Origin of the sequence: Herbiconiux sp. 11R-BC, from assembly GCF_049472555.1 — a bacterium.
GTDB lineage: Bacteria > Actinomycetota > Actinomycetes > Actinomycetales > Microbacteriaceae > Herbiconiux.
In genome coordinates, this window is record NZ_JBCEBO010000001.1 from 234,445 (window position 1) to 260,987 (window position 26,543).

The following is a 26,543-nucleotide window of genomic DNA, read 5'->3' on the forward strand; positions in this document are numbered from 1 at the left end:
CATGTCGAGTGATCTGCTCATCTCCGTGCCGGTCGTGAGCGCTCCCGCCGATGCCGACACGCGCGACGGCGACGCGGGCGACGGTGCATCCGCCGGTCGCGGCGCAGCAGGGCGCCGGCTCATCGCCCTGCGTGCCGGACTGCTCGCCGTGCTGCGTCAACCGGGCCTCGTGGCCGCGGTGCTCGTTCTCCTGGTCGTGGCGCTCTGGGCGCTCTTCCCCGCTCTCTTCACCTCCTACAGCCCGATCGACGGCGTTCCGCGCGACAAGCTGCAGCCGCCGAGCGGCACGCATCTCTTCGGCACCGACAACCTCGGGCGCGACCTCTTCGCCCGCGTCGTCTACGGCTCCGCCACCTCGCTCGCCGCGACGGCCGCGGCGGTGGTCGTCGGCCTGGTCGTCGGCTCGCTGTTCGGGCTCCTCGCCGGGTTCCTGCGCGGCGTCGTCGACGACGCCGTGATGCGTTTCATGGACGTGCTGCTGGCCATCCCGAGCCTGCTGCTGTCGCTCGCCCTCATCACGGCGCTCGGTTTCGGCACGCTCAACGTCGCGGTGGCCGTCGGGCTCGCGAGCGTGGCGAGCTTCTCCCGCGTGATGCGGGCGGAGGTGCTCACGGTGACCTCGGCGGTCTACGTGGAAGCAGCCCGCGCCTCCGGGGTGCGCTGGTTCACGGTGCTGCGCCGCCACGTGCTCCCGAACGCCTCGGGCGCCGTCCTCGCGCTCTCGGCGCTCGAGTTCGGCGCGGCGGTGCTCGCCATCTCCTCGCTGAGCTTCCTCGGCTTCGGCGCTCCCCCGCCTGCTCCCGAGTGGGGCTCACTGGTGGCGGGCGGCCGGGACTACCTCGCCGTGGCCTGGTGGCTCACGACCTTCCCCGGTCTCGTGGTCGTGGCGGTGGTGCTCTCGGCGAACCGGGTGGCCCGCGCCTTCGAACGCACGGGAGGCCGGCGATGAGCGAGCAGCAGACCGTGCTCTCCGTGCGCGGGCTCCGGGTGTCGTATCGCACCGGCGGACGGCTCGTGGATGCGGTACGCGGCATCGACTTCGATGTCGCCGCCGGCGAGGTGGTGGCCATCGTGGGAGAGAGCGGCTCGGGCAAGAGCACGACCGCGCACGCCGTCATCCACTTGCTCGCGCCGAACGCCGTCGTGGAGGCGACGCGCATCCAGCTCGGCTCCACCGACCTCGCGGCGCTCGCGCCCCGGGAATGGCGCGAGGTGCGCGGCCGGCGCATCGGGCTCATCCCGCAGGACCCGTCGGTGTCACTCAATCCGGTTCACCGGGTGGGGCCGCAGGTCGGTGAGGTCCTGCGCGTCCACGGGCTGGCGAACCGCCGTCAGGCCGAGGCGCGGGCGGTCGCGCTGCTCGAGCAGGCGGGCATCCCGGATGCCGCGACGCGGGCCCGGCAGTTCCCCCATCAGTTCTCGGGCGGCATGAAGCAGCGCGCGCTCATCGCCGCCGCGCTCGCGGCCACGCCGCAGCTGGTGATCGCCGACGAGCCGACGAGCGCACTCGACGTCACCGTGCAGCGGCAGATCCTCGACAACATCGAGACGCTCACCCGCGACAGCGGCACCGCGGTGCTGCTGATCACCCACGACCTCGGAGTGGCGGGAGACCGGGCCGACCGCATCCTGGTGATGCACCACGGCGAGATCGTGGAGCAGGGGACGGCCGAGCAGATCCTCACCGCACCCCGGCATCCCTACACTCGGAAACTGCTTGCGGCGGCTCCCGGGCTGTCGCTGCAGACGGCCGTGCGGGAACGGCCGGAGCCGCCCGCGCTGCACGCATCCGCGGCACCGCTCGTGGCCGCCACCGCTCTGCGCAAGGAGTTCGCCCTGCCCCGGAGCGGGCGGGGTGCGCGAAGCCTGACGGCCGTCGACGACGTGTCGTTCGAGATCGCACGCGGCGAGACCTTCGCCCTGGTGGGCGAGTCAGGCTCCGGCAAGAGCACGACGGCTCGCCTGGTGCTGCGGTTGGAGACGCCGAGCTCGGGCGTGATCCGCTTCGACGGCGACGACATCACGCGGCTGCGCGGTGAAGCACTTCGGCGGGCCCGGCGGCGCTTCCAGGTGGTCTACCAGAGCCCGTTCTCCTCGCTCGACCCTCGGTTCAGCATCGGCGAGGTCATCGACGAGCCGCTGCGCGCCTACGGCGTGGGAACCCGCAGCACCCGGTCGGCCCGCGTGCGCGAGCTACTCGATCAGGTGGCACTCCCGGCGTCGTACTCCGATCGGCGCCCGCACGAATTGAGCGGCGGCCAGCGTCAGCGCGTGGCGATCGCCCGCGCGCTCGCGCTCAGCCCCGAGCTCGTCGTGCTCGACGAGGCGGTGTCGGCACTCGACGTGTCGGTGCAGGCGCAGATCCTCGATCTGCTCACCGAGGTACAGCGCGAGAGCGGGGTCAGCTACCTCTTCATCTCGCACGACCTCGCCGTGGTGCGGCAGATCTCCCATCGCGTCGGGGTGATGCAGCGAGGCCGTCTGGTGGAGATCGGGGCGGCCTCGGCGCTCCTCGACGCGCCGGTGCAGGAGTACACCCGTGAGCTGGTGGCCGCCATTCCGGGTCGCCGCCTCGGCGGTGTCCAGACACCGGCCACCGATCCGGCCGCCCACCCGGCGACGCCGGCCCCCGTCATCGCCTCATCCCTGAAAGGAACACCATGAGCACCGTCTCGCCCACCGCCAGCGCCACCGCGCGTCACGACATCGACCGGGCCGCCTTCGCCCGTGACTGGGAGGAGTGGCACCGCAGGCACGAGGAGGCCCGCGCCTCCGAGCACGGCTTCCTCGCCGTGACGAGCCTCAACTGGCTCGGCACCATCCCCCGGCGCTTCGACGACGCGCCCGGTTCCTGGTCGAGCGACGACGCCGGTCCTGTCGTGGAGCTCGCCGAGGGCGAGAGCCTCGAACGCGACGGCGAGACCCTCACCGGGCGCGTCGAGTTCGGGCCGCTCGCGGAGCGCACGGGTCTCAGCCTGGGCCACGACGACGCGGTCATCGAGCTGGCACGACGAGGCGGCCACGACATCCTGCGGCCGCGCCATCCCGATCACCCACTGCGAACCGCCTACACGGGCACGCCGGTGTATCCCCCGAACCCGCGCTGGCTGGCCGACGGAACCTTCGTGCCGTTCTCGACGCCGCGCGAGGTGACCGTCGGATCGGTCGCCGAGGGCATCGAGCACGTCTACGAGGCGCCGGGCGAGATCGTCTTCGCGCTTCGGGGCGAGGAGTTCCGCGTGACGGTCTTCAACGGCTTCACGCCCGGCAGCCTCCTGCTGCTGTTCACGGATGCGACGAGCGGCCTGACGACGTACGCCGCCAACCGTTCGCTCGCCGTCGACGCCCCCGACGCCGACTCGCGCGTGCTGCTCGACTTCAACCGCGCGGTGAACCTGCCGTGCGCCTACACCGACTACGCGACCTGCCCGCTGCCGCCGGCGGGCAACCGGCTCCCGATCGGCATCGAGGCGGGCGAGAAGACCCCGCTCGAGCGAGGCTGAGGCGGCCATGCGCTTTCAGGTTCTCGACATCATCCCGCACTTCGCCGATCCGGTCACGGGACGACGCGTGAGCACCGCCGAGCGGCTCGCGCAGACGGTGCTCAGCGCCGAGCGCGCGGAGCAGTTCGGCTTCGACTCCTTCGCCGTGGGCGAGCGGCATGCCGGGCGGTTCGTCTCCTCCGCACCCTCCGTGGTGCTCGGGGCGATCGCAGCGCGCACCTCGCGCATCCGTTTGCAGAGCGGGGTCACGGTGCTCTCGATCCTCGACCCGGTGCGCGTGGCCGAGGACTACGCCACGGTCGACCAACTGGCCCGCGGACGGCTGGAACTCACGATCGGCAAGGGCAACGAGTTGCAGCAGTATCCGCTGTTCGGGCTGCAGATCGACGACCAGTGGGATCTGCTGGCCGAGAAGTACGCCCTGCTGCGCCGGCTCTGGCGCGAGGAGGCGGTCACCGCCGAGGCGGGCGCGTTCACCCGGGCCCTGGAGGGCGTCACCACCGTGCCGCGGCCCTTCGCCGGAGCGCCGCGCGTGTGGCACGGCTCGGCCACGACCCTCGCCTCGGCCGCGCTCGCGGGCCGGTGGGGCGACCCGCTCTTCTCAGCCAACGCCATCCAGCCGCTCCGCAACTACGCCGTGCTCATCGGTCACTACCGCGACGAGTACGCCCGGCACGGCCACGATCCGCGCTTCGCCTACGTGGGGGCCGGCTCCGGGTCGCTGTTCATCGCCGACACCACCGCCGAGGCCAAGCGACTCTACGGCCCCGTCTACGACGCCATCGTGGCGGCGACGAACGTGCCAGGCAACAACACGCCCTTCCGCGACATCGACCATGCCATCGCGGAGGGACCGGCCCTCGTGGGGAGCCCGCAGCAGATCATCGACAAGATCGCGCGTTTCCACGGGGCCTTCGGTCATGACCTGCAGTCGGTCAGCCTGCCGACGACCGTGCCGTTCGAGCAGCAGCTGGAGATCCTCGAGCGCTTCGCGACCGAGGTGGTTCCGGCGCTGCGCGACGCGCTGCCGTCGACTCTCTGGGGACCGCACGACCCGTTCGCGGGCCGTCCCTCGGCGTTCGGTGCGACCTCGCCCGATGCCTCGGCGGCGGTGGAGTCGGCCCGGTCTGCTGCGACGGCGCCCGGCGCGGCTCTGCTCGTCAGCTGAACGGGCGGGTGGCCGGCCCGCTCACCCGGCCTCGTAGGGTGCGCTCTCCGGGGTGCGTGCGCGCGATGCCCTTGGCCTGGAGGAGCGGCACCACCTCGTCGACGAAGAGCTCGAGGCCCGCGGGGAATCGGTCGAGCATGAGGTTGAAGCCGTCGGCGAGGCCGCCGTCGAACCACTGCTCGATGTCGTCGGCGACCTGCTGCGGCGTGCCGATGACGATGCGTGAGCCGTAGCCGCCGAAGTCGCGCAGAACCTCGCGAACCGTGGTGTTGCGGCCGGCCACCCAGTCGAGGAAGGTCTCTCGGTAGCCGAGCGAGGAGGTGTGCGACGTGGTGGCGCTGAGCGGCTGCAGCAGCTCAGCCGGAATCGGCGCGTCGAGATCGAGGAGCCGCGCATCGGCGCCGAGCACGCCGGAGAGGGCGCCGAGCCCCGAGGGCTCGGGCACCCGCGCCTCGAGGTCGTCGTAGAGTCGCCGTGCTTCGTGCTCGGTGCTGCCCAGCACGAGGGAGAGCCCGGGCAGGATGGCGACGTCGTGCGCCGCGCGCCCGAACCTCCCGGCCGCCTGCCGCACCTCCTCGGCGTGCCGGAGAGCGCCGGATGCGGTGAGCTCCACCGAGAACACGCCGTCAGCCACCCGGGCGGCGAGATCGCGCCCCTGCGGCGAGCCCCCGGCCTGGAACACGAACGGGCGTCCCTGCGGGGAGGCGGGAGCATCCGACGCCCCCTCGGCGGCGAAGAACTCGCCCGCGTGGCGATATGGCTCTCCGGTGAGCGCGCTGCGCCAGTGCGCGTCGACGAGATCGACGAACTCGCCTGCCCGGCGGTAGCGCGCGGAGCGGTCGGGGTTCTCGCTGAGCCCGAAATTGCCCGACACGGCGGGGTCGTAGGTGGTGACGACGTTCCACCCCGCGCGGCCGCCCGACACGAGGTCGAGACCGAGCACGCGATCGGCGAGCTCGACAGGATCGTTGTAGGTGGTGGAGGCGCTCACCACCACCCCGAGGCGATCGGTGGCGCCCGCGATCGCGGCCGCCGCCACGAAGGGCTCCGCGAGCCCGAGCGGGCGCGGATTCGGGTCGCTGAAGGAGGGGTGATCGGCGAAGAACACCGCGTCGAGGTGCCCGCGCTCGGCGACGGCGCCGAGCCGGCCGTAGAAGCGGTCGTCCAGGAGTTCGGTGGCGGCCACGTCCTGCACCTGCCAGGCGGCGGGCCGTTGCCCGAAGCCCTGCAGGTTCACGGCGAGCAGGAGGTGGCGTCGGGTGCGGGTCATGAGCGCCGCCGTTCCGGCGGGAGGGCGTGCGGCCGGTCGCCGAGGTCGATGGTCCGGGGTGCCAGGCCGAGCCGCTCCCGGAGCGTGCGGGCCCGCGCGCCCGGGCCGCGGTGGTCTCCTGCGCCGACGAGCGCGGGTGCGAAGCGCCCGATCTCGCCGTGGAGCCGTCGTGCGGCCTCCGGGCTGCCGAGCTCGACGAGCACGCCCGACGCTCCCTCGGCGCCGGAGAGCGGCGCCGCCACCGTATCGGCGACGGCCCCGACCCCACGGCGCACGAAGATCAGTGGTGCAGTGGCGCCGCCCAGCCACCGTCGCACGGGCTCTGCCCGATCGGGCGGCACGATCAGCATCTCGGCCACCGCGCCGGCCGACACGAGCTCCTGATCGAAGCCGGCGTTCGACGTCAGCCACCACGCGAGAACGGGCTCACCCTGCACGCTCGACGGCGTGTTGAGCGGGCCGTCCACCGAGAACAGTCCACGGTGCTCGATGCGGCGCACCGCGTCGGTGCGCGCGAACACTCCCCGGTCGCGATCGGCGACGAGCGACGCGAGCGGCCAGCTGTTCCACAACTCGCGCAGCACCAGGGCGGCATCCGCCACCCGCTCGACGGCGCGCTCGCGCGGCGGAGAACCGACGCCGACCGCCACACCGCCGCGCCCCTCGGTGAAGTGGTCCACGGTCGCCACGCGACGGGCCAGGTTGTAGGGATGGTCGACCTCCGGGGTCGCCGCGAGCACGAAGCCCCATTCGGGCAGCACCCGATGGCGTGCTGCGGCCACGGCCCCCGGCTCCACGAGCGTCCGGCGCGAGGCATCGCCCACGCCGAGTTGGTCGCCGTCGGGCGCGAAGCGCTCGGCGCCGAAGACCACGAAGCTCACCGCGCCCTGCCCATGCAGCGCACGCAGCGCATCCGTGGCCTCGCTCTCACCCCGCGCGAAGCCGGCGGCGAGGTCGCCCACCACCGAGACTGCCAGCGCGGCCGTCACCGCCGCCGGCCGAACCGAAGGGGTGCCGCGCGACGCCGTGTCGCGCACGATCACCGCCGCCGCTCCCCGGCTTCAGTGCTCGTGGGCGCCCGAGAGCTTGAACGCGAGGCGCCCGTGCGCGTAGCCGCCGCCGGCGCGGATGGCCGTGGCCACCCAGGCCGCCTCGGCGAGCTCGCCCTCACTGGCGCCGGCCTTCACCGCGTTCTGGCTGTGCGCGTCGATGCAGTAGACGCACTGCGTGGTGATGCCCACCGCGAGCGCGATGAGCTCGCGGTACTTCAGCGGGATCTCCCGGCCCTCGGCCTGGAAGACCGCAGAGTCGAAAGCAGAGAACGCGGCGAGGATGTCGGGCGTCTCCTTCTTGTAGACGGAGGTGTACTTGCGGTCTTCGGTGCGGTCGAAGTAGTCGGACACGGAGTTGCCTTTCGGTTCGGTGAAGGGGTGTTCAGGCGAGTGCGCGGTCGAGATCGGCGAGCAGGTCGCCGACACTCTCGGTGCCGATGGAGAGCCGGATGAGGCCCGGCGTGATGCCCAGCCTCTCCTGCAGCTCACCGTCGAACGAGGCGTGGGTGGTGGTGGCCGGATGCAGGGCCATCGAGCGCACGTCGCCGATGTTGGTCATCCGGCTGAAAACGCGGAGCCGATCGGTGAAGCGCCGGGCGCCGGCCTCGCCGCCGCGCACGGTGACGGCGAACACCGAGCCGGTGCGGCCGCCGTAGAGCCGCTCCGCGAGCGGCCGCTGCACGCTCGAGGGCAGCCCCGCGTAGTCGACCGACTCCACGTTCGGATGCTGCTCGAGCCAGGCGGCGATCGTCGCCGCGTTGTCGAGGTGCCGCTCCATCCGCAACGACAGCGTCTCGATGCCCTGGTGCAGCAGGAAGGAGGTGAAGGGCGACAGCGCGGGCCCCAAATCGTTGACCACGGCCTCGCGGGCGGCCCGCGCGTAGGCGGTACGGCCGAAGCGCTCGAGCAGGGACCGGCCGCCCGGCACCGGCGGCTCGGTGATGAGCGGGTACGGCCGCGGCGCCCCGGCCCAGTCGAAGGTGCCGGCGTCGACGATGGTGCCCGAGATCGCCGCCCCGTGACCGGAGAGGAACTTGGTCGACGAGTGCACCACGACGGCTGCGCCGTGCTCGGCGGGGCGCACGAGATAGGGCGTGGCGATCGTGTTGTCGACCACGAGCGGGAGCCGGTGCCGCGCCGCCACGGCCGCCACGTGGTCGATGTCGACGATGTCGTTCTTGGGGTTCGGGATGGTCTCCGTGAAGATCGCCTTCGTGTCCGGCCCGATCTGCCGCTCCCACTCCTCGTCGTCGAGCGGGTTCCAGACGTAGTCGACGCCGATGCCCATCCGGGCGAAGCTGCGCCCGAACAGGATGCGCGTGCCGCTGTAGATCGACGCGGTCGAAACGAACCGCTCCCCCGAGCGGGTGAGCGCGAACAGGGCCGCGGTGATGGCGGCCTGCCCCGACGCCACCACGATGGCCTCCGCGCCGCCCTCGAGGGAGGCGATGCGGCGCTCGGCGACCGAGCCGGAGGGGTTGCGCTGGCGCGAGTAGATGAGGCCGTCGCTCTCGCCGGCGAAGCGCTCCCGGCCGTCGTCCCACGACTCGAAGCGGTAGCCGGCCGTCAGCGCGATGGGCGGGATGCGCGCCCCCGCGACCGTGTCGGCATATTCGCCGGCGTGGATCTGCCGGGTGTCGAAGCCGTAGCCGGTCCAGTCGTACTCCGGCTGGAGGAGGGAATCGTCGGGGATGTCGGTCATCGGGGCCTCTCGGGGGTCGTCGCGAGCGCCGCGGCGATCGCGATCACCGCTTTCTGCAGGATGGGGCGCGGCATCGCGAACACGAGGCGCACGAAGCCCTCGTAGCCCGCGCCGCAGAGTGCGCCGTCGGTCACGGTGACACCGGCGTGCTCCCGCAGGAACGCCGCCGGCGAGCCCTCGATGTCGAAGGCGCGCAGGTCGAGCCAGGCCAGATAGGTCGCCTCGGGCACGGCGTATCCGACCCCGGGCAGGTGCTCGTCGAGCAGGTCCCGGATCAGCATCCTGTTGCCGTCGAGGTAGTGGAGGACCTCGCCGAGCCACACCCGCCCGTCGCGGTAGGCGGCGGTCGAGGCGATCACGCCCGGGGTCGCGGCGCCGTGCTGCACCGCGAACCCGAAGCCGCGGTACACCTGCTCGTCGCTCTCATTGGAGGTGATCAGCTGCGCCGCCTTGAGGCCCGCGATGTTCCAGGCCTTCGAGGCGCTCGTGCCGGTGATGGTGTGAGCAGCCGTGGCCGGCGACAACGATGCGTACGGGATGTGCGGGCTGGAGCCGAAGCGGAGGGGCGCATGGATCTCGTCGGCGAAGACGCGGCCTCCACGCCGTTCCACCACCGCGGCGATCTCCTCGAGCTCGGCCCGGGTGAGCACCGTGCCGGTGGGGTTCTGCGGGTTGCACAGCACGAGCGTGCCCGCACCGGCGCGGAAGGCGGCGTCGATGGCCTCGAGGTCGTGCCGCCAGCGGCCGCCCTCCTCGATTCCGGGCACCTGCACGACCGCGCGCCCGAGGGTCGGCGGGTAGCTGAGGAACGGCATGTAGGCCGGCGTCGGCACGATCACGGCCGAACCCGGGGGCGAGAACTCAGTCACGGCCACGCCCAGCGCGGCCATGACGTCGGACACGGGATGCACGTGCCCGGGGTCGATCACCCAGCCGTACTCGTCGCGCATCCACGCCGCCGTCGCCTCCGCGAGCTCGTGCGCCGTCGGGGGCGAGAGATAGCCCAGCACGCCCGCGTCGACGGCCCGGTGCAGCGCCTCGGTCACCGCGGGCGCGGTGCCGAAGTCCATCTCGGCGACCCACGCGCCGATCGTGCCCGGATGCAGACTCCACTTGCGGCTGCTCGGCACGTCGAGCTCGTGGGTCGGGATTCCGTCGAACGGGTGCATGTCCTCGTTTCGTGGTCGGCTTGGAGCGCGCATGGCACTCCCGATCCTGCCCCGATCGCCGCGCTCGATCCGTCACTGTTGCGGAATGCGTCGCCGCACCGGCATGAAGCCGAGGAGCACCGATGATGCTCCCGTCATATTCCGACTCCGTGTGACGGGGAGATGACACGAATCACACCAGGCCCCGGAGGAATGGCTAGCGTTCGACGAACGTGTGAGCGGAGGACGGCATGAAGAACGCGACCCTGGAGGCGGTGAAGGCGGGTGCCCGCCGCGTGGCCGACTGGTTCGGCCATGCCTCGGTCACGGAGAACTCGAACTGGGTGGACGACGTTCTCGCTCGATATCTCTCAGCGGACAGCCGGTCGATCGTCTGGTAGTGGTGCACCCCCTGGGACTTGAACCCAGAACCCACTGATTAAGAGTCAGTTGCTCTGCCGATTGAGCTAGAGGTGCGCGGCTCTTGGCGAGCCAGTCGTCAACATTAGCATGCTCAGAAGGCCTTCGCGAACCGGCCGGATGCGGTGCTCGCGGATGCGAAATACTGGACCCATGACAGACTCCAGCGCGCGCATCGACGCCGGTCAGACCGCCCCCGAATTCACTCTCCTCGACGAAGACGGCGTCGCCCGCTCCCTCTCGGACTACCGCGGCGAGCGCGTCATCCTCTACTTCTACCCCGAAGCCGGAACGCCGGGCTGCACCACCGAGGCGTGCGACTTCCGCGACAACCTCAACTCGCTGAAGAGCGCCGGCTACACCGTGCTCGGGGTCTCGCGCGACGCCCCCGCGAAGCTCCGCGGCTGGATCGACGAGCAGGGTCTCAACTTCACCCTGCTCTCCGACCCGGATGTCGCCGTGCACCACCTCTACGGCGCCTGGGGCGAGAAGTCCCTCTACGGCAAGACCGTCACCGGCGTGCTGCGCTCCACCTTCGTCATCGACGAGGAGGGAGTGGTCACTCTCGCGCTCTACAACGTGAAGGCCACCGGCCACGTCGCGATGCTGCGCAAGAAGCTCAAGATCGACGCCTGAGCGACGGCGTCAGACGTCGCGCTTCGTGGCGGCGACGACCGAGGGCGTGAACAGCAGGAGGATCCCGAGCACCGCGGGGAGCAGGAGATACCAGCCGATGGTCGGCGTGGCCACCATGCCCTGGAAGCAGCCGATGGCGATGACCACTTGGAGCAGCTGCCAGGTGAGGGTCGCCGCCCGCGTCCACGGCCGCGCGCGCAGCGTGTGCACGGCGACGACGGCGAGGAACACCGCCGCGATGGCGGACAGCACGAGGATGGCGAGCGCGGTCTGGTAGGAGCTCGGCTGCACCGTCAGGAGCTCGATCGCGAGCCACACGACGACACCGGCCATGACGAGCGCTTCGGCGCCCACGATGACCGCGAGGAGCACGAGCAGAGCCGGTCGGTGCGGCAGCTCGGAGCGGCCCGTCGTCGAGGCTTCGCCGGACGTTCGCGCGTCGTTCATGTCGTCACTCATGGCCGTACTCCGTAGAAAACCCTTGATTTGCAAATACCAGTATGCGACCATATTTGAGGTCAATGTTGCTCACAGTGACGTGAGCGGGTGCATCCAAGTCTGGGTGCAGCGTCCACCGTGCCATTGACCTTCACCCGAAAGTCTTCTGGTCTCTCGATCGAAGCACCCTGCATCCAAAGGAGCTCCCGCTATGGATTGGCGCGACAAAGCCGCCTGCCTGACCGCCGACCCGGAACTTTTCTTCCCCGTGGGAAACACCGGACCGGCCGTCGATCAGATCGATAAGGCGAAGGCCGTGTGTGCCCGCTGCTCCGTCACCGAGATCTGCCTGCAGTACGCCCTCGAGACCGGCCAGGACTCGGGCGTCTGGGGTGGCCTCAGCGAGGACGAGCGCCGCGCTCTGAAGCGCCGCGCTGCTCGCGCCCGCCGCGCATCCTGAACTGAACCGAGAACCCACTGATTAAGAGTCAGTGGGTTCTCGCATGTTCGGCGGTGCACCGACGCCGCACCGCTCCCCGCATCACGGCTTCTTGAGCCACCGGAACGGGATCTCGATGGTCACGACCGTTCCCGAGCCCACCATGGTGTGCCAGTCGATCGTGCCGCCGAGCTCTCCCTGGATGAGGGTGCGAACGATCTGCGTGCCGAGCCCCGAACCGACCTTGCCCTCGGGCAGGCCGGTTCCGCTGTCGCGCACCTCGACCGTGAGGGTCTCCTCCGAGCGCGTGGCCACGATCTCGACCTCGCCCTCCTGACCGGCGAGGCCGTGCTCGACCGCATTGGTCACGAGCTCGGTCAGCGCGAGCGCGAGGGGCGTGGCGTACTCGCTCGGAAGCACGCCGAAGCTGCCCGAGGACTTCGGATGCACGGTCGTGTTGTGCGCCGAGGCCACCTCCGCCACCAGCAGCAGCACGCGGTCGAACACCGTGTCGAAGTCCACGCGCTGATTGAGGCCCTCCGAGAGGGTGTCGTGCACCACCGCGATGGCCGCGACGCGACGCATGGCCTGGGTCAGCGCATCCCGGGCCTCGTCGGAGTGGGTGCGCCGGGCCTGGATGCGCAACAGCGACGCGACCGTCTGCAGGTTGTTCTTCACCCGGTGGTGGATCTCGCGGATGGTGGCGTCCTTCGTGATGAGCTCGCGCTCCTGGTGGCGCAGCTCGGTCACGTCACGGCTCAGCACGATGGCCCCGAAGCGGTGGCCCCGGTTGCGCAGCGGGATCGCGCGCAGCGAAACGGTGACGCCCTTGGCCTCGATGTCGGTTCGCCACGGCGCCCGGCCCGTGACCACGAGCGGCAGCGACTCGTCGACGACGAGCCGGCCGCTGAGGAGACCCGTGGTGACCTCGGCGAGCGACTGGCCTTCGAGCTCCCCCACGAAGCCCATGCGGTTGAAGGCCGAGAGCCCGTTCGGGCTCGCGAAGGTGACGATGCCGTCGACGTCGAGCCGGATGAGCCCGTCGGATGCGCGCGGAGCGCCCCGGCGCGGCCCGGTGGGGGCGCCGAGGTCCGGGAAGTCGCCCGCGGAGATCATCGAGAAGAGGTCGTTGGCGCACTCGTTGAAGGTGAGCTCCTGGCGGCTGGGGGTGCGCGCCTCGCTGAGGTTGGTGTGCCGCGTGATCACCGCGATCGGGCGATCGGTGGTGGTCTGGTCGGAGGCCGAGAGGCGCCGGAGCACCGGCACGGCACGCACTCGCGTGGGGGTCTCCTCATACCAGTCGGGGGCGGCGGTGTCGACGATCTGAGCGCTCTCGAACGCATCCGTCACCTGCTTGCGCCACTCGGGCTTGATGGTCTGGCCAACGAAGTCGCGGTAGAAGAGCGTGGCCGAGCTCGACGGGCGGGAGTGCGCGACAGCCACGAAGGTGCCGTCGACCGTGGGGACCCAGAGCACGATGTCGGCGAACGCCAGGTCGGCCAGGAGCTGGCAGTCGCTCACCAACAGGTGCAGCCACTCCACGTCGGCTTCGGTCGAGCTTCCGTGGGCGGCGACGAGATCACTGAGTGTTGACACGCGTTCTAGCCTACGATGCGGCCCCGGGGAGTTCCGCCAGAGACGAGAGGCTCCCGTGGCCGTATTTCCCTACGAACCGACCACGGGAGCTGTCGCATTCCGGCCGGGATAGCGGTAGGTCGGGGGAACGGGCATCCCGGCCGGAAACTGTTGCGCTTTGTGCGCAAGAACAGTTGACCATCCCCCGAATGGGTGGCGTTATGAGCAATTGCCACCTAAAGAGCACTGTCACGCGTCGAAATCCACAGGGCACAAACGCTTCTGGACAAGCCTTCTCGACACTGGTTGAGTAACAGCCTCCGACACGGTGATGAGCATTGCTTACCTACCGGGCGTCCTGAAAGGAGCTCACCTGATGACCTCAGCCTCGATCGCGCTGCTGCCCCCGCGAGCGTCGTCGCCACGGGCGCGGCGCGGCGCCGTGCCGCGGCCTCATGCCGTCTCCGCGGGCCTGCCCGACACCCGCGACCCGACTCCGCCGGCCTCCGTCTCCGATCCCCGGCCACTGGTGGAGAGCCTCGCCCGCTGCGTGGTCGAGATCCTCGCCGGCACCCGCGATCTCGATCAGATCGCCCGTTGGCTCTCGGCCGACGTGCACGCTCATCTGATGAAGCGCGTGGTCCTTTCCCGGCGCGCTCGCACGGTGCGTCAGGAGTCGCCCGCGCGCCCGAGCTTCACGATGGGCACGACGGTGCTGTGCGAACCCAGCGACGGCGTGGTCGAGGCGGTCGTGATCGTGCACGGCCGGGCGCGATCACGCGCCGTGGCCATCCGGCTCGAGAGCCTGGGCGAGCGATGGCGCGCGAGCGCGATCCACGTGCTCTGACGACGGGCTGAGGCTCAGCGCTTCTTCTTGCCCTGCTGACGACGCTGAGCACGGTTGCTGCCGCCGCCGTTGCTCTGGCCTCCGCCGTTCTGGCCTCCGCTGTTCTGGCCTCCACCGCTGCTCTGACCCGCGGCCGGCTTCGATCCGCCCTGCTTGGGGGCACCGCCCGAGGCCTGGCGGGCCGCCGAAGCGGCCTGCTGAGCCTGGCCGCCCTGCCGGGAGAACGCGCTCGGCACCGCCGGAGCCGCCTTCTCCTGGGCCTCCTGGGCACGGGCGCTGGCCGCCTGCTCGATCTGGCCGCGCTGATTGCGCACCTCGACGCCACCGGAGTCGCTCGGCGCCGAGAAGCTGAGCTTCTCGGCCGGCGCCGAAGCCTGGGCGAGACCCTTGGCCTCGACGGTGGGCGCGCCCACCTCGGTGGGCGAGGAGTTGACCTCGACCTCGAGGTTGAACAGGAAGCCGACGGTCTCCTCGCGGATCTGGCCCATCATCGACTGGAAGAGAGCGAAGCCCTCCCGCTGGTATTCCACGAGCGGGTCGCGCTGCGCCATGGCCCGCAGGCCGATGCCGTCTTTGAGGTAGTCCATCTCGTAGAGGTGATCGCGCCAGCGGCGGTCGATCACCGAGAGCACCACGCGGCGCTCGAGTTCGCGCATCGCGGATTCACCGAGGGTCTCCTCGCGGCGCTTGTAGGCGAGCTTCGCATCGGAGAGGATCTCGCGCGACACGAAGTCGCGGTTCACGCGACCCTTGCTTCCGGCCTCGGCGATCACCTCGTCGATCGAGATCGAGATCGGGTAGAGCGTCTTCAGCTCGGTCCACAGCGCATCGAAGTCCCAGTCGTCTCCGTTGCCGGCGGCGGCGTGGTCGCTGATGATCTCGTCGATCACCTCTTCGAGGAACTTCTGCGAGCGGTCCTGCAGGTTGTCGCCCTCGAGGATGTGGCGACGGTCGCTGTAGATCGCCTCACGCTGGCGGTTCAGCACGTCGTCGTACTTGAGCACGTTCTTGCGGATCTCGGCATTGCGGCCCTCCACCTGCGACTGCGCGCTGCGGATGGCTCGCGAGACCACCTTCGACTCGATTGCCAGGTCGTCGGGAACGCCGGAGCGCCCCATCAGGCTCTCGGCAGCGCCGGCGTTGAACAGGCGCATCAGGTCGTCGGTGAGCGAGAGGTAGAAGCGGCTCTCGCCCGGGTCGCCCTGGCGGCCGGAACGACCGCGCAGCTGGTTGTCGATGCGGCGCGACTCGTGGCGCTCGGTGCCCAGCACGTAGAGGCCGCCGGCCTCGACGACCTTCTCGGCCTCCTTGGCGACCTCGGCCTTCACGGACTGGAACACCTCGTCCCACGCGGCCTCGTACTCCTCGGGCGTCTCGACGGGGCTGAGGCCCCGGGAGTTCATCTCGGCCACCGCGAGGAACTCGGCGTTTCCACCGAGCATGATGTCGGTTCCACGACCGGCCATGTTGGTGGCCACCGTGACGGAGCCGAAGCGACCCGCCTGGGCCACGATCGCGGCCTCGCGTGCGTGGTTCTTGGCGTTCAGCACCTCGTGGCGCACGCCGCGCTTCGCGAGCAGGCGCGAGAGGTACTCGCTCTTCTCCACGCTCGTGGTTCCCACGAGGACGGGCTGGCCCTTCTCGTGACGCTCGACGATGTCCTCGACCACCTGGTCGAACTTCGACTGCTCGTTCTTGTAGACGAGGTCGGCCTGATCGATGCGCTGCATCGGGCGGTTGGTGGGGATGGCCACCACGCCGAGCTTGTAGGTCGACATGAACTCGGCCGCCTCGGTCTCGGCCGTACCGGTCATGCCGCCGAGCTTCTCGTAGAGGCGGAAGTAGTTCTGCAGGGTGACCGTGGCGAGGGTCTGGTTCTCGGCCTTGACCGCGACACCCTCCTTCGCCTCGATGGCCTGGTGGATGCCCTCGTTGTACCGGCGGCCGGCCAGGATGCGGCCCGTGTGCTCGTCGACGATGAGCACCTCGCCGTTCAGCACCACGTAGTCCTTGTCCTTCTTGAACAGTGCCTTGGCCTTGATGGCGTTGTTGAGGAAGGAGATGAGCGGGGTGTTCGCCGATTCGTAGAGGTTGTCGATGCCGAGGTAGTCCTCGACCTTCTCGATGCCGGGCTCCAGCACGCCGACGGTGCGCTTCTTCTCGTCGACCTCGTAGTCCTCGTCGGCCACGAGCTTGGTGGCGATCTGGGCGAACTCGTTGAACCAGCGGTTCGCCTCGCCCGAGGCGGGGCCGGAGATGATGAGCGGGGTGCGGGCCTCGTCGATGAGGATGGAGTCGACCTCGTCGACGATCGCGAAGAAGTGGCCGCGCTGCACCATGTCGCTGGCCTGCCAGGCCATGTTGTCGCGCAGGTAGTCGAAGCCGAACTCGTTGTTCGTTCCGTAGGTGATGTCGGCCTCGTACTGCACACGGCGCTCGGCGGGCGTCTGGCCGGAGAGGATGCATCCGGTGGTCATGCCGAGGGCGCGGAAGACACGGCCCATGAGCTCGCTCTGGTAGCCCGCGAGGTAGTCGTTGACCGTGATGACGTGAACGCCCTTGCCGGCGATGGCGTTGAGGTACGCGGCCGTGGTGGCCACGAGCGTCTTGCCCTCACCGGTCTTCATCTCGGCGATGTTGCCGAGGTGGAGGGCCGCACCACCCATGAGCTGCACGTCGAAGTGGCGGAGGCCGAGTGTGCGGGTGGACGCCTCGCGCACCGCGGCGAAGGCCTCCGGCAGCAGGTGGTCGAGGCTCTCGCCGGCTTCGTAGCGCTCGCGCAGCCGCACGGTCTCGTCTTTGAGCTCCTCGTCGGACAGCGCCTGGAAGTCCTCTTCGAGTGCGTTGATCGCCTTCGCGTAGTTCTGGAGCTTGCGAAGGGTTCGGCCCTCGCCGACACGAAGGACCTTTTCAAGAACTGAGGCCACGGAGTCTCTCCCACTGCAGTCGTCGCTGCGGAGTCCCCGCAAGCACAAGCCATACTAGTTGCTCGCGCCTGAGGGCTGGCGGCGCATTCGCTGCGACCGCAGTGGGAGGGCTCCGTGGCCCCCGGAGGCGCCTCGCGCCCTAGCGCGCGGCGGCCGCGACGGTGTCCGGAAGGGCCTCCGTGAACGCGGCTGCGTTCTCGTCGAGGCCGATCACCCCGTAATCCCAGCCCTTGCGCCGGTAGACCACGCTGGGCCGGCCCGACTCGGAGTCGATGAAGAGGTAGAAGTCATGGCCGACGAGCTCCATGTGATAAAGCGCGTCGTCGACGGTCATCGGGGTGGCCCCGAAGACCTTCTTGCGGATGATGACGGGGCAGTACACCTCGTCGTCGAGGTCGTCGTCGGGCGTCTCCGGAGCGGCCTCGACGGGGGCGGCGACGGCTGACCGCGTCGACGACCCGATGATCGCCGCCGGTGCCGCGGGCTCCACGTCGACCACGCTGAACCCGCCGGTGGCCGCCTCGTGCAGCGAAACCGGACGGTGCTGGCCGCGGTGCACCTTCTTGCGGTCCTTCGCCCGGCGCACGCGCTGCACGAGCTTGGCCAGAGCCAGGTCGAAGGCGGCGTACTTGTCGGAGGCGGCGCTCTCCGCGCGAACCAGCGGGCCGGGGCCGATGAGGGTCAGTTCGACCCGATCGTCGCCGCTCTGCGTTCCGTTCGCCGAATTGTGGCGGAGCACTTTGATCTCGAGAGCGAGCGCCTTGTCGGCCAGATGCTCGACCTTGCTCGCCTTCTCGCTCGCGTAATCGCGAAATCGATCCGTGATTCCTAGGTTTCGTCCAGTGATGTTGATTTCCATGGAGACCTCCTAGCCATATTGGGTGGCGCGATCCCGACCGAGGACGGGACCGTTCGCGCCTTGTGCAGTTCACGCTAGTACCGGCGCCCCGAACTGTCACCGACTAATTGCCTGCCGGTCGCCTTTCGTTTTCCTGTGTGCGCTAGACACGCGGCTCCGACGACGTCGCCCCCGGCGGCGAGCACGGCCCGGTAGCCCTCGAGCACGGTGGAGCCCGTGGTCAGCACGTCGTCGACGAGCAGCACGCGCCGGCCGTCGAGGGGCCCGGATGCGCGCATCGCGCCCTCGAGATTGCTGCGCCGGTCGTCGGCCGTGAGCCCCGCCTGGTCGGCGACCGCCCGGGCGAACCGCAGCACCGGCGTCCGCGGCACGCGGTGCCCCGCGGCACGCACGAGCGCGTCGACCGGCCGGAACCCGCGCCGCCGCGTGACCTCCACCGCCGAGGGCATCGTCACCACGAGCAGCGGCTCGCGTGCCGGCAACGAGGGCACGGCGTGGTGGGCCGCGGCCAGAACGGCGCGCATGGCCGGTGCCAGCGCACGCAGCGCATCCGTTCGCCCCTGTTCCTTCACCGCGCCGAGCACGGCGGCGGGCACGCCGCTGTAGGGCAGCGCCACCTGCACGCGCAGCGGGCCCGACCGCACCTCGGCGAGCACCGGGTACAGCGCGACCCGGCACGGCGGGCAGACGGCGGAGTCGGGCCGGCCGCATCCGGCGCACACCACGGGCAGCAGCACCGCGGCGGCGTCGCTCAGCCACGCCCGGAGCGCCCCCTCGGCTCGGGGCGGACGGGGCACGGGATGCAGAGGATCGTTCATCACCCCAGGTTCGCCAAGCGCCCCGCGCCCCGGATGCCCGCCGGACGATCTGTGGAGAACTAGTTCTGCACAGCCAGCTTCGTGATGCCGCTCACCGTCGCCTGCCAGGTGCTCCCCCGACGCTGCAGCAGGCTGCCGTCGGAGGAGAGCACGCGGAGGCCGTCGATGTCGTTGCCGCCCGCGATCGCGACCGCGTTCTGCGGCGAGCCGAGGCTGGAGCTGCGGCCGCCGAGCTTCTGCACCACGGCCCGGGTCTCGCCCGAGGGCAGCGCGGTGACCGAGGCGACGCTCTGCTGATCGACCCAGGTGGCGTCGATCGGGGTTCCGGCTGCGGTGGAGAGCTCGACCGGCTGCCCGAACTTCTGGGGCACTCCGGCGGCGTTGCGGATGACGGCCGCCACGACGAGCTTCGGGATGCCGCCCACGGAGAGCAAGGCGAGGGCGCGCGTGCCGTCGCGCGAGATCTCGAGCGAGGTGATGGAGGCGGCGCCGTCCCAGTTGGTGGGGATGCTCAGGGCGTTGCCGTCGGAGCCGTAGGCGTTCACCGAGGTGGGCGCGTTCTGCGGAACCGACCAGACGTAGCCGAAGGGATCGACGGCCGGGTCGATGAGCGCGGGCCGCTGGTCGAGCACCACCGGCTGATCTCCGCCCCGCACCACCTGCACGGTGCCGTTCGCGGCCTTCACCGCCGCCAGCGAGCTGACCGCCGAATAGGCCGCCGACGCCGGCTGCAGCGCCACGACGGCGGCACTGACGCCGGGGATCTCCGACACCGACGACCCCGCCACGTAGCCGAAGGCGCCGTCGCGGAGCACGAGCGGCTGCGCGTTGACCCGGGGGGCCGGGTTCGGCGGCGCGGCGCTCGAGGCCGGGATGGTGACGGCGTTCTGGTCGACGGAGATGGTGACGTTGGTGGCCGAGGCCAGGTCGCTGAGACTCTGACTCAGCTGGTACTGCATCCGCTGCAGGTCGGCGGCATCGGCCTGCAGCACGTTCGAGGAGAGCTCCACCTGGGTCTGCCCTCCGGTGGTCACCACCGCGGTCGCCGTCGTGCCGTCGGGGAACGCCGTCACCACTGCGCCGTCGCCGAGCCACGTCACCGGTCCCCCGAGCAGCGCGTTCACGACGCGCGTGCCCACCGCAGCCGTGGTGGGGAACCAACGGAGGTCGGGAACGAGGTAGGTGAAGGTGGGATCGTAGAAGTAGACGGCGTGCGAGGAGAACACCTGATCGAAGAAGGCGTCCTCTATCACGATGCCGTCGGCCAGCTGGCTGATCCGCCACTCGCCGTCGACCTGCGTGAAGCTGAAGGTGAGCGTCGACGAGGCGCTCGAGGCGCTCTCGGCGTAGACGCCGTTCGCGTCGACCGAGGCGACCGGGGTGATGGTCATCTGCATGGTGGTCGCATCCTGGGCCGCCATCGAGCGCGTGCCCTGGTCGATCGTGGTGTTCGCGTTGGGCTTCCAGGTGTCGGCGGCCGGCTTCGCGAGGTAGCGCCGGGCCACCTCGTAGTTGTTCTGCGGGCTCTTCGCGGCCTGGATGAAGCCGTTCAGGATCTGCTCCTGCGTCGCGCCCTTCGTGGGGTCGGCGGCGAGGAAGATCACGTCGATGTCGCTCGCCGAGCCGATGGCCTCCCCCGGCTGCACGGGGCCGGACTGCGGGATGCCGCTGCACGCGGCGAGCGCGGCCAGCAGGAGGGCCATCACGAGGCCGCCCGCTGCGCGGCGGCGAGCAGAAGCAGTGCGCTCAGACATCGGCACTCTCCCCTTCCTGCGCCGCCGGAGCGGCGCCCGTCTCCGGCCGTTGCGCCGGGTGCCCGGCATGCGGCGGCCTCAGCTCGGCCACGGCCGGCGCCTCGCCGTAGGCGTCCTGCGGCTCCAGCGGCAGTGGCGACGCCCCCACCATGCGGCCCCGCACCCGTGGCAGCGTGAGCCGGAAGCAGCTGCCCGCGCCGGGCCGCGACCACACCTCGAGGGCCCCGCTGTGCAGCGCCGCGTCCTCGAGCGAGATCGCCAGCCCGAGGCCCGTGCCACCGATGGTGCGCTTGCGTGAGGGGTCGGCGCGCCAGAAGCGGTCGAAGACGCGCTCGGCGTCGGTCTCGCTCATGCCGATGCCGTAGTCGCGCACCGAGAGCGCCACCGAGCGCTCGTCGCTGTCGACGCTCACCACGATCGGCTTGCCCTCACCGTGCTCGATCGCGTTGCCGAGCAGATTGCGCACGATCCGGCGGATGCGCCGCCCGTCGACCTCGGCCTCGAAGTAGCCGCCGGGCGCGACCAGGCGCAGGTCGGAGCCGGACTGCTCGGCGAGCGACTGCATCTGGTCGATGGCGTCTTCGGCGAGGCGCACGAGGTTCGTGGGCTCGGTGTCGAGCTGGGCGGATCCGGCGTCGAAGCGGCTGATCTCCAGCAGGTCGCCGAGCAGCAGCTCGAAGCGCTCGGTCTGCGTGTGCAGCAGCTCCGCCGTGCGGCCGGTGGCGGGAGGGAAGGTCTCGCGCTGGTCGTAGAGCACGTCTCCGGCGAGCCGGATCGTGGTGAGCGGCGTGCGCAGCTCGTGCGAGACATCCGACACGAAGCGCTGCTGCACCAGCGAGAGCTCCGCGAGCTGGGTGATCTGCGACTGCATGCTGTCGGCCATGCCGTTGAAGGAGCGCGCCAGGGTGGAGATGACGTCTTCGCCGCGCTCCGGGATGCGCACCTCGAGCTGGCCGGCGGCGAGCTTCTCGCTCGTCTCGGCCGCCATCCGGATGGGCTGCACGACGAGCCGCACGATCACCCACGAGACCAGGCCGATCAGGAGCACGAGGGCCAGGCCGCCCAGCCACAGGGTCTGCTGCACGAACACGAGCGTCTGCTGCGCCTCGGACAGGTTGTAGCCGATGTAGAGCTCGAAGGAGCCCGCGCCGGGGATGGTGAGCGGCGAGCCCACGATGATGCCCGGGGCGGTGCCGCCCTGGTCGTCGGGCAGCGACACCGACTGCCAGTACTGCTGTACGCCGTCGGGGTTCGACACGACCTCCGCCCGCAGCTGGTCGGAGATGACGCCGCCCGAGGGGGCGAGCTCCGGGCTCGCGAAGCCGAGCACGGTGCTGGAGCCGGTGGTGCTGCCGGGGGTCGCGAGCAGCGCGATCAGGCGGCTCGACGAGGACGCGATGATGGCCGACTTCGCCGAGGACAGCAGCGAGATGGTGGAGGCGCCGTTGGTGGGGTCGGAGGAGTCGAAGATGGTCTGCGCCGAGGTGGCCGCGTTCTTCGACTCCACGAGAACCTGCTGCAGGCGCGACTGGAAGAGGTCGTTCCCGATCGAGATCGACATGTAGGTGCCGGTGGCCACCACCGCGATCGCCGAGAGCACCACCGTGATCACGATGGTGCGGAACTGCAGCGAGCGCCGCCAGGCGCGCGCCACCTCGCGGGGCCAGGTGCGCCAGTTGCGCGCGATCGTGGGCCCGAGACTGGCTCGGCCTGCGCCCGGCGACGAGGTCATCGGCGGGACGGCCGGTGCATCAGGATGCGCCGGCGCGGTAGCCGACGCCGCGCACGGTCATCACGATCTTCGGGTTGTCGGGGTCTTCCTCGACCTTGGCGCGCAGCCGCTGCACGTGCACGTTGACCAGCCGCGTGTCGGCCTTGTAGTGATAGCCCCACACCTGCTCGAGCAGCATCTCGCGGGTGAAGACCTGCTGCGGCTTCGTGGCGAGCGCGAGCAGCAGGTCGAACTCGAGCGGCGTGAGGTTGATGCGCTCGACTCCGCGCTTCACCTCGTGTCCGGCCACGTCGAGCCGCAGATCGCCGATCTGCAGCACGTCGGGGGTGTTCTCCGGGGTGGGGCGCAGCCGGGTGCGGATGCGCGCCACGAGCTCTTTGGGATTGAACGGCTTCACGACGTAGTCGTCGGCGCCCGACTCGAGGCCCCTCACGACATCGGCGGTGTCGGTGCGCGCGGTGAGCATGATGATGGGCGTTCCGGACTCGGCGCGGATCAGGCCGCACACCTCGATGCCGTCGAGGCCGGGCAGCATCACGTCGAGCAGCACCAGGTCGGGCTTCTCGGCTCGGAACGCGGCGAGCGCCTCCGAGCCGTCGGCGCAGAACACCGGGTCGAAGCCGTCGGCGCGCAGAACGATGCCGATCATCTCCGCAAGAGCGGTGTCGTCGTCGACAACCAGAATGCGAGGGTCCATGTGCTGATATCTTCCGGTTTCACAGGCGGATGCTCGCGGGCGCCTTTGCCGCGCGCGCATCCGATTCAGGCTTTCACTGCGACCAGAGTAGTCGAGCCGTTCGAGCGGCTTCTCGACACATGCCGGGAAAACTCTGGGGGAGTATGGAAGCATGGTGCGGGGAGGACGGGCGCTCGCACACCGACGCTAGGGGTTGAGGATCACCGATGAGCGATGACAAGAGCTGGGCTCCGCCCCAGGCCGACGACAGCCGGCCGGCGACGGATGAGCAGCCGAGCGCGCTGCCGCCGCTGCCCCCGCCCCCGCCGGTGGCGCCGGCGCCCGCCGCTGCACCGCAGTACGGGCAGTACGCACCCCCGCCGGCACCGGGCCAGCCCCAGTACGGGCAGTACGCCCCGCCGGCCGCGCCCCAGTACGGGCAGTACGCCCCGCCGCAGCCGCAGGACGGGCAGTACGCACCCCCGCCTGCACCGCAGTACGGGCAGTACCCGCCACCGCAATACGGGCAACACGCTCCCCCACCGTCGGCGCCCTCCGGTCAGCAGCTCCCCTACTACGCGCAGCAGGGCTTCGCGCAGCAGCCCGGCGCCAACGCCTGGGCGCCCCCGCCCAAGCCCGGCCTCATCCCGCTGCGCCCCCTCGGCTTCGGCACGCTGCTCGGCGCCCCGTTCCAGGTGCTGCGCCGCAACCCGCGCCCCACCTTCGGCAGCGGCCTGATCGTGCAGCTCGTGGTGCTCGTGGTGACCGTGCTCTTCGTGGGGCTGGCCGTGGCGTTCACCGTCGCGCGGGCCACCTCGCTCGATCCGGATGCCGCGGGGGCCGACGCGATCGGCGCCGGCAACATCGCCCTGCTCATCCTCTCGGGCGTGCTCTCCGCCGCCATCAGCCTCTTCGGCTCGGCGCTGCTCCAGGCGGTGCTCGTGATCGAGGTGGCGAGCGCCACCCTGGGCGAGAAGCGCAAGCTCGGCGCGCTCTGGAAGGCGGCCTTCCGGCGCATCCTGCCGCTCACCGCGTGGTTCGCGCTCGTCGCGGTGGCCGTCGTCGTGGTGATCGCGATCGCGGTGCTGCTCGTCGTGGCCGTCGGCTCCTCGGGATCCGCCGGCGTCGGGATCGCCATCCTTCTCGGCGTGCTCTTCGCCTTCGGCCTCACCGCGCTCGCCGTGTGGCTCGGCACCAAGCTCGCGCTCGTGCCGTGCGCGATCGTGCTCGAGCACCTCGGCGTGGGCGCCGCGATGAAGCGCTCCTGGCGCCTCACCGCGCGGAGCTTCTGGAAGACCTTCGGTGTGCTGGCTCTCGTGTACGGCATCCTGTCCGTGGCCTCGCAGATCCTGCAGACCCCGTTCTCGTTCCTGGCGGGCGCGGCCGTCGGCCTGCTCGACCCGAACAACAGCGGCACGGGCGTGGGCGCCCTCATCGCGCTCTACCTCGTGTTCTTCGCCTTCACCATCGTGATCGGAGCCGTCTCGGCGGTCATCCAGGCGGCCACCGTCGCCGTGGTCTACCTCGACCTCCGGATGCGCAAAGAAGGACTCGACATCGAGCTCGCCCGCTTCGTGGAGGCCCGCCAGGCCGGCCTCGAGACGGTGGCCGACCCCTATCTGCCGCGGAACGCCGGATGACGAGCCCGCTCCTGTGGGCGCCGGCGGTGTCGGCGGCGCTCCCGGCCGCCATCCCGGTCGACCCCGACGCGCAGCAGGCGCGCGAGTGGCTCGTGAACGAGCTCGGCAAGCCCGACTACCAGGCTGCCCGGCCCACCTGGTTCGACCTCGTGTCGAAGGCGATCGGCGACTGGTTCGCCTCCCTGCGCCTGCCGACCGGCCCCGGACTCGACGGTTTCCTCCCGCTCGTCGTCGTGATCGTGGTGGTGGCGCTCGTGGTCGTGGCGTTCCTCGTGTTCGGGCGGCCTCGGCTCAACCGCCGCAGCGGCGTTCCGGCGGGCGCCCTCTTCGGCTCCGACGACCAGCGCACCGCCGCGGAGCTGCGGGCCTCGGCCGCGCGCGCCGCCGCCGTCGGCGACTTCACGACCGCGATCGAGGAGGCCTTCCGCGCCCTCGCCCGCCAGCTCGCCGAGCGCACGGTCGTGCAGACGGCGCCCGGCACCACCGCACGGGATTTCGCGGCGCGCGCGGGGGCGTCCTTCCCTCCGGCGGCGGCCGAGCTCGCGGCGTGCGCCGTGCTGTTCGACGACGTGCGCTACCTCGAGCGGCCCGGAACGCGCGAGGGCTTCGACCGCGTGGCCGCTCTCGACCGCCGGCTGCAGGCGGAGCGGCCGGCGAGCCTCGAACGCCTCGAGAGCCCGGTCGCCGGATGACGTCGGCCCTGCAGACCCCGCCTCCCGCGCCTTCCGCTCCCCGCGACGCCGTGGCGGTGACGCCGCGCGTGCGCAGCACCGCTCGCCGCTGGGTGTTCTGGGTGGTCGTGGTGGTGCTGGCGGTGCTCGGCGCCGGGTTCGCGGTGCTGGCCACCGCATCCGGAATCCCCGATTCGGGCCGCTACTCCCTCGAGAGCGCCGGACCGAGCGGCAGCAAGGCCGTGGCCGAGGTGCTGCGGCAGCAGGGCGTCGACGTGGTGCGCGCCGACACGCTCGCCGAGGCGCAGGCCGCGGTGGCCGGTCACGACGCCACGGTGCTCTTCACCGACCCGTTCGGCTACCTCGACCCGACCGGGCAGCGGGAGCTCGCCGAGACCGGGGCCGAGCTCGTGCTCGTCGATCCCTCCTCGGCCGTGCTGAGCGTTCTGGCCCCCGGCATCGCCCCCGCCGGTGTGGTGGAGGACGCACCCACGGTCGACGCCGGATGCACGCTGCCGGCCGCCGAGCGCGCCGGAACCATCACGCGCTCGGGAACCACCTTCCGGGCCGTCGGCGGGTCGGAGGCGGTGAGCTGCTTCCGTTCCTTCGACGACGCCTTCTCGCTCGTGCGGGTGCAGCCCGCCGAGGGAGGACCGGTCACCGCACTCGGGGCCGGAGACGTCATCACGAACGACGCGGTGACCCGGAACGGCAACGCGGCGCTCGCGCTGGGGCTGCTCGGGGCGCATCCGACGCTCGTCTGGTACCTGCCCACCGCAGCGGATGCGGCCGGCACCGCCCCGCCCACCCTCGGCGACCTCACGCCCGGCTGGGTCACCCCGGTGGTGCTGCTCGCGCTGCTCGTGGTGGTCGCCGCGGGCGTCTGGCGGGGCCGGCGCTTCGGCGCGGTGGTGGTGGAGAACCTGCCCGTCACGGTGCGCGCGAGCGAGACCATGGAGGGGCGCGCGCGGCTCTACGCCAGACAGGGTGCGCACGCCCGGGCGCTCGACGCGCTGCGCATCGGCGCCGTGCAGCGCCTGACCCAGACGCTCGCGCTGCCGCGCCACGCGCCGGTGGCCGAGGTGGCCGCCGCGGCGGCGGCCGTGGCCGGGCTGCCCGTGACCGAAGTTCTCGACACGCTCCTGGGCGGGATGCCGACATCCGAGCGCGAGCTCCTCACGTACTCCGACCGGCTGCTCACCCTGGAGCAGGCCGTGCACCGCGCCACCGACCCACGCCAGAGCCCCTAGTCCGGCCGCGGACTCCAT

At 71.0% G+C, this 26,543-nt stretch carries 24 protein-coding genes and 1 tRNA gene; 11 read left to right on the forward strand and 14 right to left on the reverse strand.

Annotation, left to right across the window (positions count from 1 at the left end):
• The first annotated feature begins 1 nt into the window (after window position 1).
• From VD659_RS01060 to VD659_RS01075, 4 genes are read left to right on the forward strand one after another with little or no spacing between them, the layout of a single operon-like run.
• Window positions 2–949 carry an ABC transporter permease gene (locus tag VD659_RS01060; protein ID WP_423259250.1) on the forward strand — a complete coding sequence of 316 codons (948 nt, stop codon included), beginning with the start codon at window positions 2–4 and terminating at the stop codon, window positions 947–949.
• Window positions 946–2,664 (forward strand): dipeptide ABC transporter ATP-binding protein, encoded by a 1,719-nt coding sequence (locus tag VD659_RS01065; RefSeq protein WP_423259251.1) that lies wholly within the window; start codon window positions 946–948, stop codon window positions 2,662–2,664. Before VD659_RS01060 ends, VD659_RS01065 begins: the two co-directional genes overlap by 4 nt.
• Window positions 2,661–3,503: a DUF1684 domain-containing protein gene (locus VD659_RS01070; protein WP_423259252.1), complete on the forward strand. Its 843-nt coding sequence runs from the start codon at window positions 2,661–2,663 to the stop codon at window positions 3,501–3,503. Before VD659_RS01065 ends, VD659_RS01070 begins: the two co-directional genes overlap by 4 nt.
• Before the next feature lie 7 nt (window positions 3,504–3,510).
• Window positions 3,511–4,671, forward strand: a complete 1,161-nt coding sequence (locus VD659_RS01075; protein ID WP_423259253.1) for an LLM class flavin-dependent oxidoreductase — start codon at window positions 3,511–3,513, stop codon at window positions 4,669–4,671.
• Here the strand turns inward: VD659_RS01075 and VD659_RS01080 are convergent.
• From VD659_RS01080 to VD659_RS01100, 5 genes are read right to left on the reverse strand one after another with little or no spacing between them, the layout of a single operon-like run.
• Window positions 4,664–5,941 carry an NtaA/DmoA family FMN-dependent monooxygenase gene (locus VD659_RS01080; protein WP_423259254.1) on the reverse strand — a complete coding sequence of 426 codons (1,278 nt, stop codon included), beginning with the start codon at window positions 5,939–5,941 and terminating at the stop codon, window positions 4,664–4,666. The genes VD659_RS01075 and VD659_RS01080 overlap by 8 nt on opposite strands.
• Entirely contained in the window at window positions 5,938–6,984 is a 1,047-nt protein-coding gene (locus VD659_RS01085) for a hypothetical protein (RefSeq protein ID WP_423259255.1), read from the reverse strand. Before VD659_RS01085 ends, VD659_RS01080 begins: the two co-directional genes overlap by 4 nt.
• Window positions 6,985–7,002: 18 nt before the next feature.
• Window positions 7,003–7,344: a carboxymuconolactone decarboxylase family protein gene (locus tag VD659_RS01090; RefSeq protein ID WP_137836789.1), complete on the reverse strand. Its 342-nt coding sequence runs from the start codon at window positions 7,342–7,344 to the stop codon at window positions 7,003–7,005.
• 31 nt (window positions 7,345–7,375) lie between these two features.
• A complete protein-coding gene (locus tag VD659_RS01095) occupies window positions 7,376–8,695 on the reverse strand; it encodes an O-acetylhomoserine aminocarboxypropyltransferase/cysteine synthase family protein (RefSeq protein WP_423259257.1) in 1,320 nt (439 codons plus the stop codon).
• Window positions 8,692–9,864 carry a MalY/PatB family protein gene (locus VD659_RS01100; RefSeq protein WP_423259258.1) on the reverse strand — a complete coding sequence of 391 codons (1,173 nt, stop codon included), beginning with the start codon at window positions 9,862–9,864 and terminating at the stop codon, window positions 8,692–8,694. The genes VD659_RS01095 and VD659_RS01100 overlap by 4 nt, the downstream gene beginning before the upstream one ends.
• Window positions 9,865–10,094: 230 nt before the next feature.
• Here VD659_RS01100 and VD659_RS01105 point away from each other — a divergent pair, with 230 nt between their 5' ends.
• Complete coding sequence (locus VD659_RS01105) at window positions 10,095–10,244, forward strand: hypothetical protein (RefSeq protein WP_423259259.1); 150 nt, start codon at window positions 10,095–10,097, stop codon at window positions 10,242–10,244.
• Here VD659_RS01105 and VD659_RS01110 read toward each other — a convergent pair.
• Window positions 10,245–10,320 (reverse strand) — tRNA-Lys (locus VD659_RS01110).
• A gap of 96 nt (window positions 10,321–10,416) precedes the next feature.
• Between VD659_RS01110 and bcp the strand changes: the two genes are divergently transcribed.
• On the forward strand, window positions 10,417–10,899 hold the full coding sequence (bcp, locus tag VD659_RS01115; RefSeq protein ID WP_423259260.1) for a thioredoxin-dependent thiol peroxidase: 483 nt from the start codon (window positions 10,417–10,419) through the stop codon (window positions 10,897–10,899).
• A 9-nt stretch (window positions 10,900–10,908) separates the two neighbouring features.
• Here the strand turns inward: bcp and VD659_RS01120 are convergent, their stop codons facing one another.
• On the reverse strand, window positions 10,909–11,358 hold the full coding sequence (locus tag VD659_RS01120; RefSeq protein ID WP_423259261.1) for a hypothetical protein: 450 nt from the start codon (window positions 11,356–11,358) through the stop codon (window positions 10,909–10,911).
• A gap of 190 nt (window positions 11,359–11,548) precedes the next feature.
• Here VD659_RS01120 and VD659_RS01125 point away from each other — a divergent pair, with 190 nt between their 5' ends.
• Entirely contained in the window at window positions 11,549–11,797 is a 249-nt protein-coding gene (locus VD659_RS01125) for a WhiB family transcriptional regulator (protein WP_137835978.1), read from the forward strand.
• Window positions 11,798–11,878: 81 nt separating this feature from the next.
• On the opposite strand, the gene VD659_RS01130 is transcribed toward VD659_RS01125, so the two are convergent.
• Window positions 11,879–13,372, reverse strand: a complete 1,494-nt coding sequence (locus VD659_RS01130; protein WP_423259262.1) for a sensor histidine kinase — start codon at window positions 13,370–13,372, stop codon at window positions 11,879–11,881.
• Window positions 13,373–13,727: 355 nt separating this feature from the next.
• Between VD659_RS01130 and VD659_RS01135 the strand changes: the two genes are divergently transcribed.
• Window positions 13,728–14,198 carry an Rv3235 family protein gene (locus VD659_RS01135; RefSeq protein WP_423259264.1) on the forward strand — a complete coding sequence of 157 codons (471 nt, stop codon included), beginning with the start codon at window positions 13,728–13,730 and terminating at the stop codon, window positions 14,196–14,198.
• A 14-nt stretch (window positions 14,199–14,212) separates the two neighbouring features.
• On the opposite strand, the gene secA is transcribed toward VD659_RS01135, so the two are convergent.
• From secA to mtrA, 6 genes are all read right to left on the reverse strand, one after another.
• On the reverse strand, window positions 14,213–17,125 hold the full coding sequence (gene secA / locus VD659_RS01140) for a preprotein translocase subunit SecA (RefSeq protein WP_423259265.1): 2,913 nt from the start codon (window positions 17,123–17,125) through the stop codon (window positions 14,213–14,215).
• A gap of 139 nt (window positions 17,126–17,264) precedes the next feature.
• A complete protein-coding gene (gene hpf / locus VD659_RS01145; RefSeq protein ID WP_423259267.1) occupies window positions 17,265–17,984 on the reverse strand; it encodes a ribosome hibernation-promoting factor, HPF/YfiA family in 720 nt (239 codons plus the stop codon).
• A gap of 74 nt (window positions 17,985–18,058) precedes the next feature.
• Complete coding sequence (locus VD659_RS01150) at window positions 18,059–18,802, reverse strand: ComF family protein (protein WP_423259268.1); 744 nt, start codon at window positions 18,800–18,802, stop codon at window positions 18,059–18,061.
• Between the two features lie 59 nt (window positions 18,803–18,861).
• Complete coding sequence (locus VD659_RS01155) at window positions 18,862–20,556, reverse strand: LpqB family beta-propeller domain-containing protein (RefSeq protein ID WP_423259270.1); 1,695 nt, start codon at window positions 20,554–20,556, stop codon at window positions 18,862–18,864.
• Window positions 20,549–22,288, reverse strand: a complete 1,740-nt coding sequence (gene mtrB, locus VD659_RS01160) for an MtrAB system histidine kinase MtrB (RefSeq protein ID WP_423259272.1) — start codon at window positions 22,286–22,288, stop codon at window positions 20,549–20,551. Before mtrB ends, VD659_RS01155 begins: the two co-directional genes overlap by 8 nt.
• Before the next feature lie 19 nt (window positions 22,289–22,307).
• Window positions 22,308–22,985: an MtrAB system response regulator MtrA gene (gene mtrA / locus VD659_RS01165; RefSeq protein WP_423259274.1), complete on the reverse strand. Its 678-nt coding sequence runs from the start codon at window positions 22,983–22,985 to the stop codon at window positions 22,308–22,310.
• Window positions 22,986–23,191: 206 nt separating this feature from the next.
• Between mtrA and VD659_RS01170 the strand changes: the two genes are divergently transcribed.
• Genes VD659_RS01170 through VD659_RS01180 form a run of 3 tightly spaced genes read left to right on the forward strand, consistent with a single transcriptional unit; the run spans window position 23,192 to window position 26,525 of the window.
• A complete protein-coding gene (locus VD659_RS01170) occupies window positions 23,192–24,604 on the forward strand; it encodes a glycerophosphoryl diester phosphodiesterase membrane domain-containing protein (protein ID WP_423259276.1) in 1,413 nt (470 codons plus the stop codon).
• Window positions 24,601–25,296 carry a DUF4129 domain-containing protein gene (locus VD659_RS01175; protein WP_423259278.1) on the forward strand — a complete coding sequence of 232 codons (696 nt, stop codon included), beginning with the start codon at window positions 24,601–24,603 and terminating at the stop codon, window positions 25,294–25,296. The genes VD659_RS01170 and VD659_RS01175 overlap by 4 nt, the downstream gene beginning before the upstream one ends.
• Window positions 25,293–26,525, forward strand: coding sequence for a DUF4350 domain-containing protein (locus VD659_RS01180; RefSeq protein WP_423259279.1), 1,233 nt, complete (start codon window positions 25,293–25,295; stop codon window positions 26,523–26,525). Before VD659_RS01175 ends, VD659_RS01180 begins: the two co-directional genes overlap by 4 nt.
• Window positions 26,526–26,543: the final 18 nt, after the last annotated feature.